The following is a 14,390-nucleotide window of genomic DNA, read 5'->3' on the forward strand; positions in this document are numbered from 1 at the left end:
CAGTCCTGGAGGGACCACTTCACATGGCCAAGATCATCGCGTTCGACGAGGAGGCGCGGCGCGGCCTCGAGCGCGGCATGAACCAGCTCGCGGACGCCGTCAAGGTGACGCTCGGCCCCAAGGGCCGCAACGTCGTCCTCGAGAAGAAGTGGGGCGCGCCCACGATCACCAACGATGGTGTCTCCATCGCCAAGGAGATCGAGCTCGAGGACCCGTACGAGAAGATCGGCGCCGAGCTGGTCAAGGAAGTCGCCAAGAAGACGGACGACGTCGCCGGTGACGGTACGACCACCGCGACCGTTCTCGCCCAGGCCCTGGTCAAGGAAGGCCTGCGCAACGTCGCCGCCGGCGCCAACCCGATGGCCCTGAAGCGCGGTATCGAGCGCGCCGTCGAGGCCGTCTCCGCCGCCCTGCTGGAGCAGGCGAAGGACGTCGAGACCAAGGAGCAGATCGCCTCCACGGCCTCCATCTCCGCCGCCGACACCCAGATCGGCGAGCTCATCGCCGAGGCCATGGACAAGGTCGGCAAGGAAGGCGTCATCACCGTCGAGGAGTCCCAGACCTTCGGTCTGGAGCTGGAGCTCACCGAGGGTATGCGCTTCGACAAGGGCTACATCTCGGCGTACTTCGCCACCGACATGGAGCGTATGGAGGCCGTCCTCGACGACCCGTACATCCTGATCGCCAACTCGAAGATCAGCAACGTCAAGGACCTGCTGCCGCTCCTCGAGAAGGTCATGCAGTCCGGCAAGCCGCTGCTGATCATTGCCGAGGACGTCGAGGGCGAGGCCCTGTCGACCCTGGTCGTCAACAAGATCCGCGGCACCTTCAAGTCCGTCGCCGTCAAGGCCCCGGGCTTCGGCGACCGCCGCAAGGCGATGCTGCAGGACATCGGCATCCTCACCGGCGGCGAGGTGATCTCCGAGGAGGTCGGCCTCAAGCTGGAGAACGCCACGCTCGACCTGCTGGGCAAGGCCCGCAAGGTCGTCATCACCAAGGACGAGACCACCATCGTCGACGGTGCCGGCTCGGCCGACCAGGTCCAGGGCCGCGTCAACCAGATCCGCGCCGAGATCGAGAACAGCGACTCGGACTACGACCGCGAGAAGCTGCAGGAGCGCCTGGCGAAGCTCGCCGGCGGTGTCGCGGTCATCAAGGCCGGTGCCGCCACCGAGGTGGAGCTCAAGGAGCGCAAGCACCGCATCGAGGACGCCGTGCGCAACGCCAAGGCGGCCGTCGAGGAGGGCATCGTCGCCGGTGGTGGCGTGGCCCTACTGCAGGCCTCCCAGGTCTTCGAGAAGCTGGAGCTCGACGGTGACGAGGCGACCGGCGCCAACGCCGTGAAGCTCGCGCTGGAGGCCCCGCTGAAGCAGATCGCCGTCAACGGTGGTCTCGAGGGCGGCGTCGTCGTGGAGAAGGTCCGCAACCTCGCCGTCGGCCACGGCCTGAACGCCGCGACCGGTGAGTACGTCGACATGATCGCCGAGGGCATCATCGACCCGGCGAAGGTGACCCGTTCCGCTCTGCAGAACGCCGCCTCCATCGCCGCGCTGTTCCTCACCACCGAGGCCGTCATCGCCGACAAGCCGGAGAAGGCCGCCGCGCCCGCCGGCGGTGGCATGCCGGGCGGTGACATGGACTTCTGATCGACCTGAGGGTTGATCAACGTCCTTACCGAGGGCGGCACTTCCTGTTCCGGCAGGAGGTGCCGCCCTTCGGCGTGCCCGGGGCCCTCGCGTGCGGGCGGGTCCCGTTCGGGAGCCGCGGCGTGTCCGGGATCACAGCGGGTGAGGGATGGCGGGGCGGGACCGGATGGTTGAGGGTGAGGTCGGTCCCATGCGTATGCACATACCCCCTGGTATCCGAAAGTGAGCCCTCACGTGACTGTCGCCGCCTCCGCTTCCCGCGCCGCCGAAATCCTGTCCCGGCCCGTATCGCTGGGCGGCCTGACCGTTCCGAACCGGATCGTGATGGCGCCGATGACCCGCATGTTCTCCCCCGGCGGTGTGCCGGGCGAGGACGTCGTGTCGTACTACGCGCGCCGCGCCGCCGCCGGAGTCGGCCTGATCGTCACCGAGGGCACCTACGTCGGCCACGAGTCGGCCGGGCAGAGCGACAGCGTGCCGCGCTTCCACGGCGACGAGCAGCTCGCGGGCTGGGCGAAGGTCGCCGAGGCGGTGCACGCCGTGGGCGGCACGATCGTGCCCCAGCTGTGGCACATCGGCATGGTCCGCAACCAGGGTGAGCCCCCGGTCGCCGACGCCCCGGCCGTCGGCCCCTCCGGCCTGCGCATCGGCGCCGACGAGCCCACCGGCAAGGTCATGACGCAGGCCGACATCGACGCCGTCATCGGCGCGTTCGCCGAGGCCGCGGCCGCCGCCGAGCGCATCGGCTTCGACGGTGTCGAACTGCACGGCGCCCACGGCTACCTGCTCGACCAGTTCCTCTGGGAGGGCACCAACCGCCGCACCGACGCCTACGGCGGCGACCGGGTCGCCCGCGCCAAGCTCTCCGAGGAGATCGTCGCGGCCGTCCGCGAGACCGTCTCCGCCGACTTCCCCGTCATCTTCCGCTTCTCCCAGTGGAAGCAGGAGGCCTACCGCGCCCGCCTCGCCGAGACCCCGGAGGAGCTGGAGTCCATCCTCGCGCCGCTGGCCGCCGCCGGCGTCGACGCCTTCCACGCCTCCACCCGCCGCTACTGGGTCCCCGAGTTCGAGGACTCCGACCTCAACCTGGCCGGCTGGACCAAGAAGCTCACCGGCAAGCCCACCATCACCGTCGGTTCGGTCGGCCTGGACGGTACCGACTTCCTCAGGTCCTTCCAGGGCGAGAGCGCCGACGTCGGCGACCTGGACAACCTCCTGGACCGCTTCGAGCGCGACGAGTTCGACATGGTCGCCGTCGGCCGCGCCCTGCTCCAGGACCCCGAGTGGGCCCGCAAGGTGCTCGACGGCCGCTTCGAGGAGCTGGCCCCGTACAGCCCGGCGGCGCTGAAGACCCTCAGCTGACCCGCCCACCTCACGGGGGTGGCGGCGCTGAAGACCCTCAGTTGACCCGCCCACCTCACGGGGGTGGCGGCGCTGAAGACCCTCAGCTGACCCGCCACTTCACGGGGTGCCTGGATCCGCTTGCGTCAGTCAAGGAGACTGAACGGACGCTTGTTCGCCGGCACCCCGTGAGGAGACCTCAGTGACGACGACCGACTCCCGCCCCCCGGTGGGCGGCCCCTCCGAACAGCCCGGCCCGGTGGTGCGCACCACTGCCGGAGCGGTGCGCGGACGGAGGGAGGAGGACCTCGCCGTCTTCCGCGGCATCCCCTTCGCCGCACCCCCGGTGGGCGAGGCCCGCTTCCAGGCCCCGCGGCCCGCCCCCGCGTGGGACGGCATACGCGACGCGTACGCCTTCGGCCCGCCGCCCCCGCAGGATCTCGGCCTGATGGGCGGCCCGGGTCTGATCGACGTGCCGCAGGGCGACGACTGGCTCACGGTCAACGTCTGGACCCCCGAGCCCGGCCCGGACGCGCGCCGCCCGGTGATGGTCTGGATCTACGGCGGTGCCTACAAGCTCGGCCACGCCGGCAGCCCCGGCTACGACGCCCGCCGCATCGCGGCCGACGGCGACCTCGTCGTCGTGTCCCTCAACTACCGCGTCGGCATGGAGGGCTTCGCCCACATCGAGGGAGCCCCCGCCAACCGCGGACTGCTCGACCAGGTGGCCGCGCTGGAGTGGGTGCGGGACAACATCGAGTCCTTCGGCGGCGACCCCGGCCGGGTCACGGTCTTCGGCGAATCGGCCGGCGCCGGTTCGGTCGCCTCGCTGCTCGCCATGCCGCGCGCAGCGGGACTGTTCCACCGCGCGATCGCGCAGAGCGTGCCGGGGACGTTCTTCTCCGACGCCCTGGCCCGCGACATCGGCACGGCCCTCGCCGCGGAGCTGGGTCTGCGCCCCACGGTCGCCGACCTGTCGGGGATCGCCCCCCGCAAGCTGACCTCGGCGGGCGAGACGCTCGGCCCGAAGATGCCCCGGAACATCGACCGCTGGGGCCAGGCGGCACCGACGGTCACACCGTTCTCGCCGGTGGTCGACGGCGAGGTACTGCCGACGAGCCCGTGGCAGGCGCTGAGGTCGGGGTCCGCGAAGGACATCGAGCTGCTCGTCGGCCACAACCGCGACGAATACCGCCTGTTCCTCGCCATGGCAGGCCGGCTCGGCCAGATCACGGACGAGCGGGCGGCCTCGGCCCTGCGCCTGTTCGCCCCCGGCCCCGACGGCGAACAGGCCTATCGCGCGGCCTTCCCCGACGCCTCCCCGTCCGAGCTGCACGAACGCGTCCAGACGGACTGGCTGTTCGGCATGCCCTCCCTGCACCTGGCCGAGGCGCAGCGCGCGGGCGGCGGACGCGCCCACGTCTACGAACTGACCTGGCCGGCGCCGGGCAACGGCGGCGCGCTGGGTGCGTGCCACGCCCTGGACATCCCGCTGCTGTTCGGCACGTACGGGGCGGACCTGGGGCTGCTGCTGTTCGCGGGCTCGGAGCCGTCCGCCGAGGCGCTCTCGCTGTCGTCCCGTTTCCGCGCGTCCTGGACGTCCTTCGCACGCTCGGGCGACCCGGGCTGGCCGGCGTACGACGACGAGCGGCGGCTGGTGCAGGTGCTGGACGCGGAGCCGGAGGTGCGGGCGTACCCGGAGGAGGCGTCGCGGCGGCTGTGGGAGGGGTACGACTTCCGGCCGCTGCCGCTGCTGGGGTGATCTACAGGTTGCCCATGGGCTCGATGTCGATCCGTATCGGCGTCCCCCACACCCGCAGCACCTCGTAGTCGGTGAACTCGTGCACCAGGCGGTACGCCATCGCGGCCCGGGGCGCCTTGCGCTGGGCCGCGATGAACAGCTCCGCCTCGCGGCGGTCCCGGCGCGGGGTGCCGCACAGCTGCCAGGCCTGGCCGTTCCACAGCTCCGCCAGCCAGCGCTGCTGGGGCTGGGGGCGGTCGCCGCGCACGCCGTAGCGGGACGGCGCGGGTTCGGCGGGCTGCTGCTGGGGGGCGGGGCCGTTGAACTCCGCCCGGCGGGCCGCCCTGCGCCGCGTCTCGCACAGCAGGCACAGATCGGGCGCGGCCTCGTCGACGGGGCCGTTCGGATGCTCGGGGCAGCGGGTACTGGGCGCCGCCGTGGTCACGCTGTCCTCCAGCAGGTCCAGCGCGCGCTTCAGATCGGCCTTGACCTCGTGCAGTCTGCCGTCCGGGGTGTCGGTGGAGAGAGCCTCCCCGTGCTCCCCGAGGAGCCGGAGGGCACGGCCTAGGGCGGTGAGCTGGGCGTGGTTCATGACTCCATTGTCCTCAGTCGGCGTCCGCACGGCGGCGCAGGGACATCGACGCCCGGATCCCGGCCGCGCGGTCGTGAACCGCGAGGGCGGGCAGAGGTGCGGGGGGTCGTGAGGGGGCGCGTTCCCCACGGCAGGCGCTGCAACGCCCCCCGGGCAGGGTTTCCGGACGTCCTGGGGCGCCGCAGTTCGCGCACTCCAGGACTCGGAGAGACGGAGGTGGGGCCGGTGGCGGCGGGAGTTTGCTGGTCAGACGGTTGCGGACCAGCGCGGCGGCGTGGTGCACGGGTGTCGGCAGGCCAGCGGTGAGCGCCCGCAGTACGTCCTCCTCCGTGGCGCCTCGCTCGAACCAGTCCGTCACCAGTGGTGCGAGCGTCGCGCAGTCCGCCTGGGAGAGGGACAGGACGGGTGCGGTGCGGCCGAGGGCGGCCAGAAGGATGTGGGCGCGGGAGCGGGTGGGGCGTGCTGTCTGCTGCGGTACGTCGCCGCGGGTGAAGGCGGCCCACCAGTCGTCATCCCGGGCGCTACGGGACCACCACGAACGGGTGATCCAGCGGGAGCTGCCGTCGTCGGCCGTGATGCACTCCCGGCCACGCCGCAGGTGGCCCGCCTGCTGGATCCGGTTGAGGGCGGTGCCGAGGGCGCACTGGCCGTAGGGGAGGTGCTTGGCCAGCGTCTTCACGGAGATGTCTGCGCCGTCGGGGAGCCGGTCCAGGTAGGCGGCGATGGCGGCTTCGCGGGGTGGGAGGTGGGAGAAGTCGTGGTTTGTGCCCCGTAGTTGATAAGGGGTCGTGCGTTTGCCGTAGCCCGGTCCCGCCATGGGGTGCGCGGAGGGGAAGGCACCACTAAAGTTGGCTTCAGCCATGGGATCGACGTTCCTCGATCTCGTTGGTTAAGCCCCCGCAGGTGTTGGCGCACCGGGCGGGGGCTGTTGCTTGTCCAGGAACGGTAGAGGCAGGTGACTGTCCGTGGCAAACCGGATGCGTCACGTCAACTCTCGGAGTGGGTGGGCGGGTTGAGGCCCTCCCCCCGTTCCTTGAAAGAAGGGCTCGAAGCCCGGGTCCCGAAGCTCAGGCCGTCTCGTCCTTGAGGTTCTCGACGAAAACGGACCGGGCGGCGGCCCGGAACACGAGCTTCGGGCGACCGGCGCGAGTGACGAGCCGTTCGTGCTGGTCGAGTTGGGGCAGTGCAACGTACGAACGGCCGAGCACCTGACTGACGTACTGCGCTCACTGCCCGTGCGGCAGGTCAACCGGGAGCCCGAGTCACGGTGAAGTAATAGTGGCCGGCAGGTGTACAACCATTCACCCGCCCATGCCGTCGAACAGGCGTATCGCGCATACACCCGGCGTTCGCCCCACCGCACGCCACTCCGGAAATACACGTCCTTTCCCAGAGAAAGCACTCCCCATGACGTTCCGTTGGCTGTGTGGTGTCCTGCGTGTGCGCGGGAAGACCGACCTTCTGCTCGTGTTCCTGTTCGCCGCCGGATTCGCCGCGCTGCCCGTCTTCGCACTGCTCCCGTGGCTGTGGGGCTTCGCCGTCGCCTCGGCCGTGACGTACGCCGTGGACGAGGTGCTGCACACGCGTTCCCCCGCGTTCGTGCGGAGGCTGGCCGCGCTGCAACTGACCCGCACGATGCGGTTCGCCGTACGGACGGTGATGCTGCTCGCGCTGGCCGACCGGATGGGTGCGCCGGGCGCGGTCCTGGTCGCCGCGCTGGCCGTGTTCGCCGCCCACTTCACCCTGGTGGTGCTGTACACGGCGGTGCACCACGCCATCCGGCGGCGGCGCACACTGCCGGTCGTGGTGCGCAACCTCGACATGAGCGGGGCGGGCATTCCGCAGTCGCCGCCCGCGCTCCTCTACCGGCGGTTCCTGCGCAAGCTGCTGCACCTGGACCTGCCCGCCCACGCGGGGCTGCTCGCGGCGCTCGCGGCGGGGACCTGGCAGCCCGCCGGCGTCGGTTTCGCGCTCACCGCCGGGCTCGCGGTCGCGGCCGTGGCGGCACTGCTCGGGCAGCTTCGCCGGGCCCGCCGGATGCCGTCGGGGGACGAGGTGATCGCCGAGGTCAACCGCCAACTCGCCGTGTACCGGCCGGAGGTGGCGCTCTACTTCAGTTTCGCGTCCGTCTCCCGGGACTTCATGTACCAGGTCAACATGTGGATCGAGACGCTGGAGCAGCTGGAGCGGCGGCCGTTGATCATCCTGCGGGAGCGGGCCTCGTTCCGCTACCTCAGCCGTACGTCGATCCCGGTCGTGTGCGTGCCGAAGGCCGACGACGTGGCACAGCTGGAGCTGCCCGAGATGCGGGTCGTGCTCTACCCGGGCAACGCGGGCAAGAACGTGCACATGCTGCGCGTCGCCGAGGCCAAGCACGTGTTCATCGGGCACGGCGACAGCGACAAGCTCGCCAGCAGCAACCGGGTCAGCAAGGTGTACGACGAGATCTGGGTGGCCGGACGGGCCGGGCGCGACCGCTACCAGCGGGTGCGGCACGCCATCAGCGATGAGGCGATCGTCGAGGTGGGCCGCCCGCAGCTGTCGTCGATCCGGCTGCACTCCGACCACGTGCCCGGGCCGCTGCCGACCGTGCTGTACGCGCCGACCTGGGAGGGCTGGAGCGACGACGACTGCCACACGTCCCTGATCCCGATGGGCGTGCCGCTGGTGGAGAAGCTGCTCGCGCAGAACGTACGGGTCCTCTACAAGCCGCACCCCCTCACCGGGAAGCGCTCACGGGCGGCGGCCGAGGCGGACCGGACGATCCGGGAACTGCTGCGCGCCGACAACGAGCGGCGGGACGGCGCCTCGGAGGAGGCCGCGCTCGCCGCCGCCCGGCCCCGGCTCGCGGAGATCCGGGCCCGGCTCGGCGAGTTGTCGGGTCGGCTCGCCGGTGACGACGCACAGCAGACGCGCGAGGCGCGGGTCGCCGGCCCGGACGGGGCGGCGCAGTGGCACGAGCTGCGTGCCGCATGGCACCGGATCTTCTGGGAGAGCCGGGGCCCCGTCGCACACCAGGTGATCACGCAGCAACTGCCGTCGCTGTACGAGTGCTTCGACCAGGCCGACATCCTCATCAGCGATGTGTCGTCCGTGGTCGCGGACTTCGTGGCGAGCCTCAAGCCGTACGTGCTGACCAACGCGAACGGCCTGACCGACGAGGCCTTCCGCGCCGCCTACACCACCGCCGGGGGCGCCTACCTCCTCGACCGGGACTGTGACCGGCTGCCGGAGATCCTCGACTCGGTGCGCGCGCCGCGGCGCGACCCGATGGCCTCCGAGCGCCGGATCCTCAAGGAGTACGTCCTGGGCCCGGACCGTCCCACCTCGGCGCAGCGGTTCAACGCCGCCGTCAACGCCCTGGCGCAGAAGGCCGCGACGGAGCAGGGGGAACGCTGCGGGGGGAGGCAGCCGCTGGTCGCCGGGCTTCCGGGCTGACCGGCGCCGGTCCCGCTCCGGTCGGCTGCGGCGCGGGCCGCGCGGATGCGGTCGCGGGCGCCGACGACCGTTCGAGCGGCAGGGGACCGGCTTGACCCTCACGCTGCGGGAGGCCGGAGGGTGAGGGCATGAGCGACTACTACGACGCGTTCGAGATGAGCCCCGTGCCCGCCCCCGGCCCCGACGCCGTCCCGCCGGAGCCGTTCCGCGGGATCTACGGGATGCCCGCGTTCGTGACGATCCCCACGAGTGATCTGGCCGCTTCGCTGGACTTCTGGGTCCGCGGGCTCGGATTCTTCGAACTGTTCGGCATCCCCGGCACGTTGGTGCATCTGCGCCGGTGGGCCTTCCAGGACGTCCTCCTCGTCGCGGCGGACAGCGTTGCGGAGCGGGCGCCGGCGATGAGCGTCAGCTTCGCGTGTGTGCTCGGCGAGGTCGACGCCCTCGCCGAGTCCTGCCGTGCGCTGCGGCCGGACTCGGTCGACGGTCCCCGGGACACCCCCTGGACCACCCGCGACGTGGAGGTGATCACGCCCGAGAACGCGCGGATCGTGTTCACGGCGGCCAAACCGTTCGACCCGGACAGCGAGGAGGCACGGAACCTTGCGGCAGTCGGCATCACCCCGCCCGGTATCGGTCGCGGCGACAATGGGGGGCATGCCTGAAGCCAGCGACGCCGACGCCGTAGCGGCCGCGGACGTCGACGGTCTGACCGTCGGTCAGGTCTCGGCGTGGCTGGGCGTGACGGTTCGCGCGCTGCATCACTGGGACGAGATCGGTCTGGCGCGTCCGTCACTGCGCACGGCCGCCGGGTACCGGCTCTACACCGCCGCCGACCTGGAACGCCTGCACCGCGTCGTCGTCTACCGGGAGATCGGCCTCGGTCTGGACAGGATCGGGGTCGTCCTGGACGACGCGACCGCGGACGTGCCCGGCGCGCTGCGGGCGCAGAAGTCCCGGGTCGCCGAGCGGATCGAGCGCCTGAAGCAGCTCAGCGCCGGACTGGACCGGATGATCGACGCACATGAGCGGGGCCTGCTGCTGACCGTCGAGCAGCAGGCCGCGATCTTCGGGCCCGAGTGGAACCCGGACTGGCCCGCTGAGGCCCGCCGGCGCTACGGGCACACGACGCAGTGGCAGCAGTACGCCGAACGCTCGGCGTCCCGGACCCCGGAGGAATGGCAGGCCGTCGCCGACACGGTGGCCGCCCTCGACCGGGCCCTCGGCGAGGCGATGGACGCGGGTGTCGCCCCGGGCGGCCCGGAGGCGCACCGGCTCGTCGAGCGGCACCGCGAGGTGTTCGCCGCGTACTTCCCCCTCACCCGGCAGATGCAGGTCTGTCTGTGGCGCATGTACGAGGACGACCCGGGGTTCGCCGCTCATTACGACGGTGTCCGCCCCGGCCTCGCCGCGTGGTTCCGCCGCGTCGTCGATGCGGACGCCCGGGCCCACGGCGTCGACCCGGACACCGCGACCTGGCAGTGAAGCGCGCCTAGTGCCGCGGCAGGCAAATTTGTCCGACGGGGCGAACGTTGCCTGCCGCGGCACTGGGTCGTGTCACCGGCGTCCCGGGACGGCACACCTAGGACGCCGGCCGGAGCCGGGACGCCAGACCGGTGAAGTAGCTGCGGTGCACGGAGGTCAGGTCGACATGCGACCTGCGGGCCGCGCTCAACCACGCGTACGCGGGGGCCGCCCGCGTGGGTTCCACGGCGGACCTGGCCTCCGTCACGGCGCCGACGCTGGTGCTGCACGGCACCGAGGACCCGATGTTCCCGCCCGCCCATGCCGAAGCCACCGCCCAGGCCGTTCCCGGTGCCCGCCTGGTCCTGATCGAGGGCATGGGCCACACCCTGCCCTCGCAACTGGACGACCACCTGGCCGACGAGATCCTCCGCCACACGGGGCGTGAGGCACACGCGCCCGCCTGACGGCAGGCCCTACGGGCGAGCCTCCAGAGCCGCCCTCAAGTGACCGTCGGACTCCTCCAGAAGGCGGGCCGCCGTCGGGCCGTCCACGTCGGCCAGGAGGGTCAGGATGGCGTTCTTCACCTCGCCGTCGGTGGCGGCCAGGGCGCGTTCGATCTCGTCGTCGGGGGCGCCGGTGGCGAGGGCCACGATGCGGTGGGAGCGGGCGCGGAGCTTGTCGTTGGAGGCACGGACGTCGACCATCAGGTTCCCGTACGTCTTGCCCAGCCGGATCATCGTGATCGTCGAGATCATGTTGAGGACGAGCTTCTGCGCCGTGCCGGACTTCAGGCGGGTGGACCCGGTGAGCAGTTCGGGGCCCACCACGATCTCGATGCCGTGGTCGGCGGCGGCCGCGAGCGGACTGCCGGGGTTGCAGGCGAGGCCGACGGTGAGGGAGCCGCGGGCCCGGGCGTGCTCCACCGCGCCGATGGCGTACGGCGTGCGACCGGAGGCGGAGATGCCGATCACCGAGTCCTCGGGCGTCAGGGCCAGGGCGTCCAGGTCCGCCCGGGCCAGTTCGCGGGAGTCCTCCGCGCCCTCGACCGAGGTGACCACGGCGTCCGGGCCGCCCGCGATCAGGCCGACGACCCGGGCGGGGTCGGTGTTGAACGTGGGCGGGCACTCGGAGGCGTCCAGGATGCCCAGCCGGCCCGCCGTGCCCGCGCCCGCGTAGACCAGACGCCCGCCCCGGGCCATGCGCTGCGCGACGGCGTCGATCGCGGCGGCGATCTGCGGCAGCCGCGCCCCCACCGCCCCGGCCACCGTCGCGTCCTCGCCGTTCATCAGCCGGGCGATGTCGAGGGTGGGCAGCCGGTCGATGTCCGCGAGCTCCGGCCGGAAGGCCTCGGTGGTCAGGGACTCCAACTCGGTCCTGAGGTCACGGGGGTGGGAGGTGGAGGTCATGGACGGCTCTTTCCGTGTCTTTCCGGTGCTGGGCGGGGCGGCTGCCTCAGGAACGATGCCGGTGGGCCAGCGCCTCGTACGACGCCGACAGCGCCGGCGCCGCCGTCTCGTACGTCCGCTGCGCCACGCCCACGAACAGGCAGTCCACCACGAGGAGCTGACCGGTCCGGGACGACATGGCCGCCGGGCGCAGCTCGCTCTCCCGTGCGGTGGACGTGGTGAGGACGTGGTCGGCGTACTGCGTGACCGGGCCGTCGGGTCGGCCGGTGATCGCCACCGTCGTCGCCCCGCGCTCGAAGGCCACCCGAAGCGGCTCGATGACGTCCCCCGTCGACCCGGAGTGCGTGACGGCGATCGCGACGTCACCCGAGCGCAGCTGCACGGCATTGGTGACGGCCAGGTGCGGGTCGCTGTGGGCGTGCGCCAGCATGCCTATGCGCAGCAGCTTCTGTGTGAGGTCCTGGGCGACCAGGCCGGACGCCCCGACCCCGTACACATCCGTGCGGCGGGCGGTGGCCAGGGCGGCGACGGCCGCGCCCAGTTGGACGGTGTCGAGGCCGGCGGCGGTGTCGGCGAGGGTCTGCTGCTCGTCGTAGGCGAGCTTGGCGACCACGTCGGCGATCGGATCGTCCACCGCGATGTCCGTCGTGATGGCCGGGGCGCGGCCCGACTGCTGCTGCGCCGCGAGCCCGGCGAGGGCCAGGCGCAGGTCCCGGTAACCCGGATAGCCCAGCAGGCGGGCGGTGCGTACGACGGTGGCCTCGCTGGTGCCGGTGAGCTCGGCGAGACCCGTGACCGTGAGGGCCGCGCAGCCGGCCGGATCGCCCGCGACGGCCTCGGCGACGCGCTGCATGGAACGCGTCATCGACGGTCCGAGCGTGCGGACCTTGGCCGCGAGGGCGGCCGGGGCGGGCGGGGCGCCGCTCGCGCCCGACGGACCGCCGCGCTCACGGGCGAAAATTTCCTTCACGTCTCGGGTCACGAATGAAAGATATTTTCGGCGCGGCGTTCGGGTCAAGAGTGCGCACAATGGGTGCATGGATCCCATCAGCCCCTTGGAGCAGGCGCTGCACGCCGCGCGCGCCCTCGTGCTGGCCGACCTCGTCGCGGGCCGCGTCGCCGACGCGGATGTCGTCTCCCTGGTCGAGGAGTCCGTCAAGCAGCGGCGGTGGTGGGTCGAGCAGTGGCCCGAGGGCGCCCGGTACGTGGCCGGACTGGTCGCGCAGGACGTCCAGGACGCCCTGCTGGAGCGCTACGGACGCTGGCCGCTGTGCCCGGTGTGCGGCACCGGCGACCCGCACGCCCTCGATGTGGAACCGGAGTTGGGGCCCGACCCGCACTGGGTGTGCAGCGAGGCGGGCGTGAAGGTCGCCGCGGTGGGATCGCTGGGCGAGGCCATCGGCGGTCCGGCGTCCTGATGAGGCCCGCGTGACGATCTACATCGACCCGCCGACCTGGCCCGGCCACGGCCGCCTGTGGTCCCACCTCGTCAGCGACGTCTCCTACGACGAACTGCACACCTTCGCCGAAGCCCTGGGCGTCCCCCGCCGGGCCTTCGAGCGCGACCACTACGACATCCCCGAGCAGCGCTACGCCGACGCGGTGCGCGCCGGGGCGGTGGAGGTCAGCAGCCGCGAGGTGGTGCGGCTGCTGCACGCGGCGGGGCTGCGGAGGCCCAAGGGACGCTATCCCTCGCGAGGCTCGCGCAGCTCGTAGGCCAAGTGCTCCGGGTCCTCGGCGACCTGGGTGAACCCGGCGCGCGCAAGCACGTTCTGCGACGGTGTGTTGTCCCGCTCGACGTTCGCGACGACGGTCCGCACCTCCGGGCGGCCCAGCGCCCACTGCGACAGCGCGCGCAGCGCCTCGGTGGCGTAGCCGTGGCCGCGGGCGCCCTCGACCAGGTCGTAGCCGACCTCGATGCGGCCCTCCGCGTCCGGGACGCTGTGGAAGCCCATGGCACCGATCGCGCGGCCGTCCTCGCGCCGGACCAGCACGTACATGCCCCACTCCGGCCGGTGGACGCCGTCCTCGTACTGCTTGTACACCAGACCCGCACCGACCCGGGTGCCCTCGATCGGGCCGCCCTCGATCCACTCGAAGCCGCCCTCGCCGACCGTGGACAGGTCGGTGGCCGCCGCCGGGGTGACGCCCTCCAGGGTGAGCCGCTCGGTGCCGATCACCACGTTGTTGTTCCAGCGCCACTCGGTGAGCGGGGCACGGCCGGCCAGTTCCCCGCGGCCCGTCGCCCACAGCAGGGTCGCCCACGGGGTGGGCCCCGGCTGGACGTGCGGGAAGATCCGGGTGAGCACGAAGTCGCACAGTACGGGCGCCGGTTCGTACGCCACGCCCAGTCCCTCGGCGATGTCGTGCGTGTGCAGCAGCACCTCGGCCACGCCCATCGCGGCGAACCCCTCACGGTTCACGCTGCGGAACGGGTACGGGTGGAAGGCCCGCACGTCACGCGGGGTGGTGCGGATCGCCGCGGCGAGCAGGGCCCCCGTCGTGCGGATCACCTGCACCGCGCCCGCGTTGTCGGTCCCCTCGTCCAGCGAGATCTCGAAGGGCGTGTACCCCTCGGGCTCCCGGCCGGCCAACTGGCCCGCGTACGCGATGAGATCACTCGCGATGTGCACGGCCGTCTCCCGGCAGCTCCACTCCAGCCGTCCGGCCCGCACACCCTCCCAGTCCCGCCCGGCAACCGCCCCCAGTACCCCGGCACACTCGCCGACGGCCTGCTCCACCTGTTCCGCTCCCGTTGT

At 72.1% G+C, this 14,390-nt stretch carries 15 protein-coding genes; 9 read left to right on the top strand and 6 right to left on the bottom strand.

Features of this window, described 5'->3' with window-relative positions; translation table 11 throughout:
* Positions 1-23 precede the first annotated feature (23 nt).
* From groL to ACIQU3_RS13170, 3 genes are all read left to right on the top strand, one after another.
* Positions 24-1,646 (top strand): chaperonin GroEL, encoded by a 1,623-nt coding sequence (gene groL, locus ACIQU3_RS13160; RefSeq protein WP_403740054.1) that lies wholly within the window; start codon positions 24-26, stop codon positions 1,644-1,646.
* Between the two features lie 234 nt (positions 1,647-1,880).
* Positions 1,881-3,008: an NADH:flavin oxidoreductase gene (locus ACIQU3_RS13165; protein ID WP_403740057.1), complete on the top strand. Its 1,128-nt coding sequence runs from the start codon at positions 1,881-1,883 to the stop codon at positions 3,006-3,008.
* Positions 3,009-3,189: 181 nt separating this feature from the next.
* Complete coding sequence (locus ACIQU3_RS13170) at positions 3,190-4,749, top strand: carboxylesterase/lipase family protein (RefSeq protein WP_403924864.1); 1,560 nt, start codon at positions 3,190-3,192, stop codon at positions 4,747-4,749.
* Between the two features lies 1 nt (position 4,750).
* On the opposite strand, the gene ACIQU3_RS13175 is transcribed toward ACIQU3_RS13170, so the two are convergent.
* The 3 genes from ACIQU3_RS13175 to ACIQU3_RS13185 form a co-directional block, all read right to left on the bottom strand.
* Positions 4,751-5,320 (bottom strand): hypothetical protein, encoded by a 570-nt coding sequence (locus ACIQU3_RS13175; protein ID WP_403740065.1) that lies wholly within the window; start codon positions 5,318-5,320, stop codon positions 4,751-4,753.
* A 13-nt stretch (positions 5,321-5,333) separates the two neighbouring features.
* Positions 5,334-6,137, bottom strand: coding sequence for a hypothetical protein (locus tag ACIQU3_RS13180; protein WP_403924866.1), 804 nt, complete (start codon positions 6,135-6,137; stop codon positions 5,334-5,336).
* A 250-nt stretch (positions 6,138-6,387) separates the two neighbouring features.
* On the bottom strand, positions 6,388-6,528 hold the full coding sequence (locus ACIQU3_RS13185) for a hypothetical protein (protein WP_403740070.1): 141 nt from the start codon (positions 6,526-6,528) through the stop codon (positions 6,388-6,390).
* A gap of 232 nt (positions 6,529-6,760) precedes the next feature.
* Here ACIQU3_RS13185 and ACIQU3_RS13190 point away from each other — a divergent pair, with 232 nt between their 5' ends.
* The 4 genes from ACIQU3_RS13190 (at position 6,761) to ACIQU3_RS13205 (ending at position 10,689) form a co-directional block, all read left to right on the top strand.
* Positions 6,761-8,758, top strand: coding sequence for a hypothetical protein (locus tag ACIQU3_RS13190; protein WP_403924868.1), 1,998 nt, complete (start codon positions 6,761-6,763; stop codon positions 8,756-8,758).
* A 128-nt stretch (positions 8,759-8,886) separates the two neighbouring features.
* Positions 8,887-9,423 carry a VOC family protein gene (locus tag ACIQU3_RS13195; protein ID WP_403924871.1) on the top strand — a complete coding sequence of 179 codons (537 nt, stop codon included), beginning with the start codon at positions 8,887-8,889 and terminating at the stop codon, positions 9,421-9,423.
* Positions 9,416-10,243 carry a MerR family transcriptional regulator gene (locus ACIQU3_RS13200; RefSeq protein ID WP_403924873.1) on the top strand — a complete coding sequence of 276 codons (828 nt, stop codon included), beginning with the start codon at positions 9,416-9,418 and terminating at the stop codon, positions 10,241-10,243. The genes ACIQU3_RS13195 and ACIQU3_RS13200 overlap by 8 nt, the downstream gene beginning before the upstream one ends.
* Positions 10,244-10,416: 173 nt before the next feature.
* Positions 10,417-10,689 (top strand): alpha/beta fold hydrolase, encoded by a 273-nt coding sequence (locus ACIQU3_RS13205; protein ID WP_403925325.1) that lies wholly within the window; start codon positions 10,417-10,419, stop codon positions 10,687-10,689.
* 9 nt (positions 10,690-10,698) lie between these two features.
* Here ACIQU3_RS13205 and murQ read toward each other — a convergent pair whose 3' ends face one another.
* Both murQ and ACIQU3_RS13215 read right to left on the bottom strand, forming a co-directional pair.
* The gene (gene murQ / locus ACIQU3_RS13210) at positions 10,699-11,631 is read right to left on the bottom strand and encodes an N-acetylmuramic acid 6-phosphate etherase (protein WP_403740082.1); all 933 of its coding nucleotides are present in this window, start codon (positions 11,629-11,631) and stop codon (positions 10,699-10,701) included.
* 46 nt (positions 11,632-11,677) lie between these two features.
* A complete protein-coding gene (locus tag ACIQU3_RS13215) occupies positions 11,678-12,613 on the bottom strand; it encodes a MurR/RpiR family transcriptional regulator (RefSeq protein ID WP_403924876.1) in 936 nt (311 codons plus the stop codon).
* A gap of 55 nt (positions 12,614-12,668) precedes the next feature.
* On the opposite strand from ACIQU3_RS13215, the gene ACIQU3_RS13220 reads away from it, so the two are divergent.
* Positions 12,669-13,049 carry a hypothetical protein gene (locus ACIQU3_RS13220; protein ID WP_403740090.1) on the top strand — a complete coding sequence of 127 codons (381 nt, stop codon included), beginning with the start codon at positions 12,669-12,671 and terminating at the stop codon, positions 13,047-13,049.
* A gap of 10 nt (positions 13,050-13,059) precedes the next feature.
* The gene (locus ACIQU3_RS13225) at positions 13,060-13,347 is read left to right on the top strand and encodes a DUF4031 domain-containing protein (RefSeq protein ID WP_403740098.1); all 288 of its coding nucleotides are present in this window, start codon (positions 13,060-13,062) and stop codon (positions 13,345-13,347) included.
* Here ACIQU3_RS13225 and ACIQU3_RS13230 read toward each other — a convergent pair.
* Positions 13,317-14,372: a GNAT family N-acetyltransferase gene (locus tag ACIQU3_RS13230; protein ID WP_403925328.1), complete on the bottom strand. Its 1,056-nt coding sequence runs from the start codon at positions 14,370-14,372 to the stop codon at positions 13,317-13,319. The two genes, ACIQU3_RS13225 and ACIQU3_RS13230, sit on opposite strands and share 31 nt — an antisense overlap.
* Between the last annotated feature and the right edge of the window lie 18 nt (positions 14,373-14,390).

It is taken from the genome of Streptomyces sp. NPDC101110 (genome assembly GCF_044759525.1).
In the GTDB taxonomy this organism is placed as follows: Bacteria; Actinomycetota; Actinomycetes; order Streptomycetales; family Streptomycetaceae; genus Streptomyces.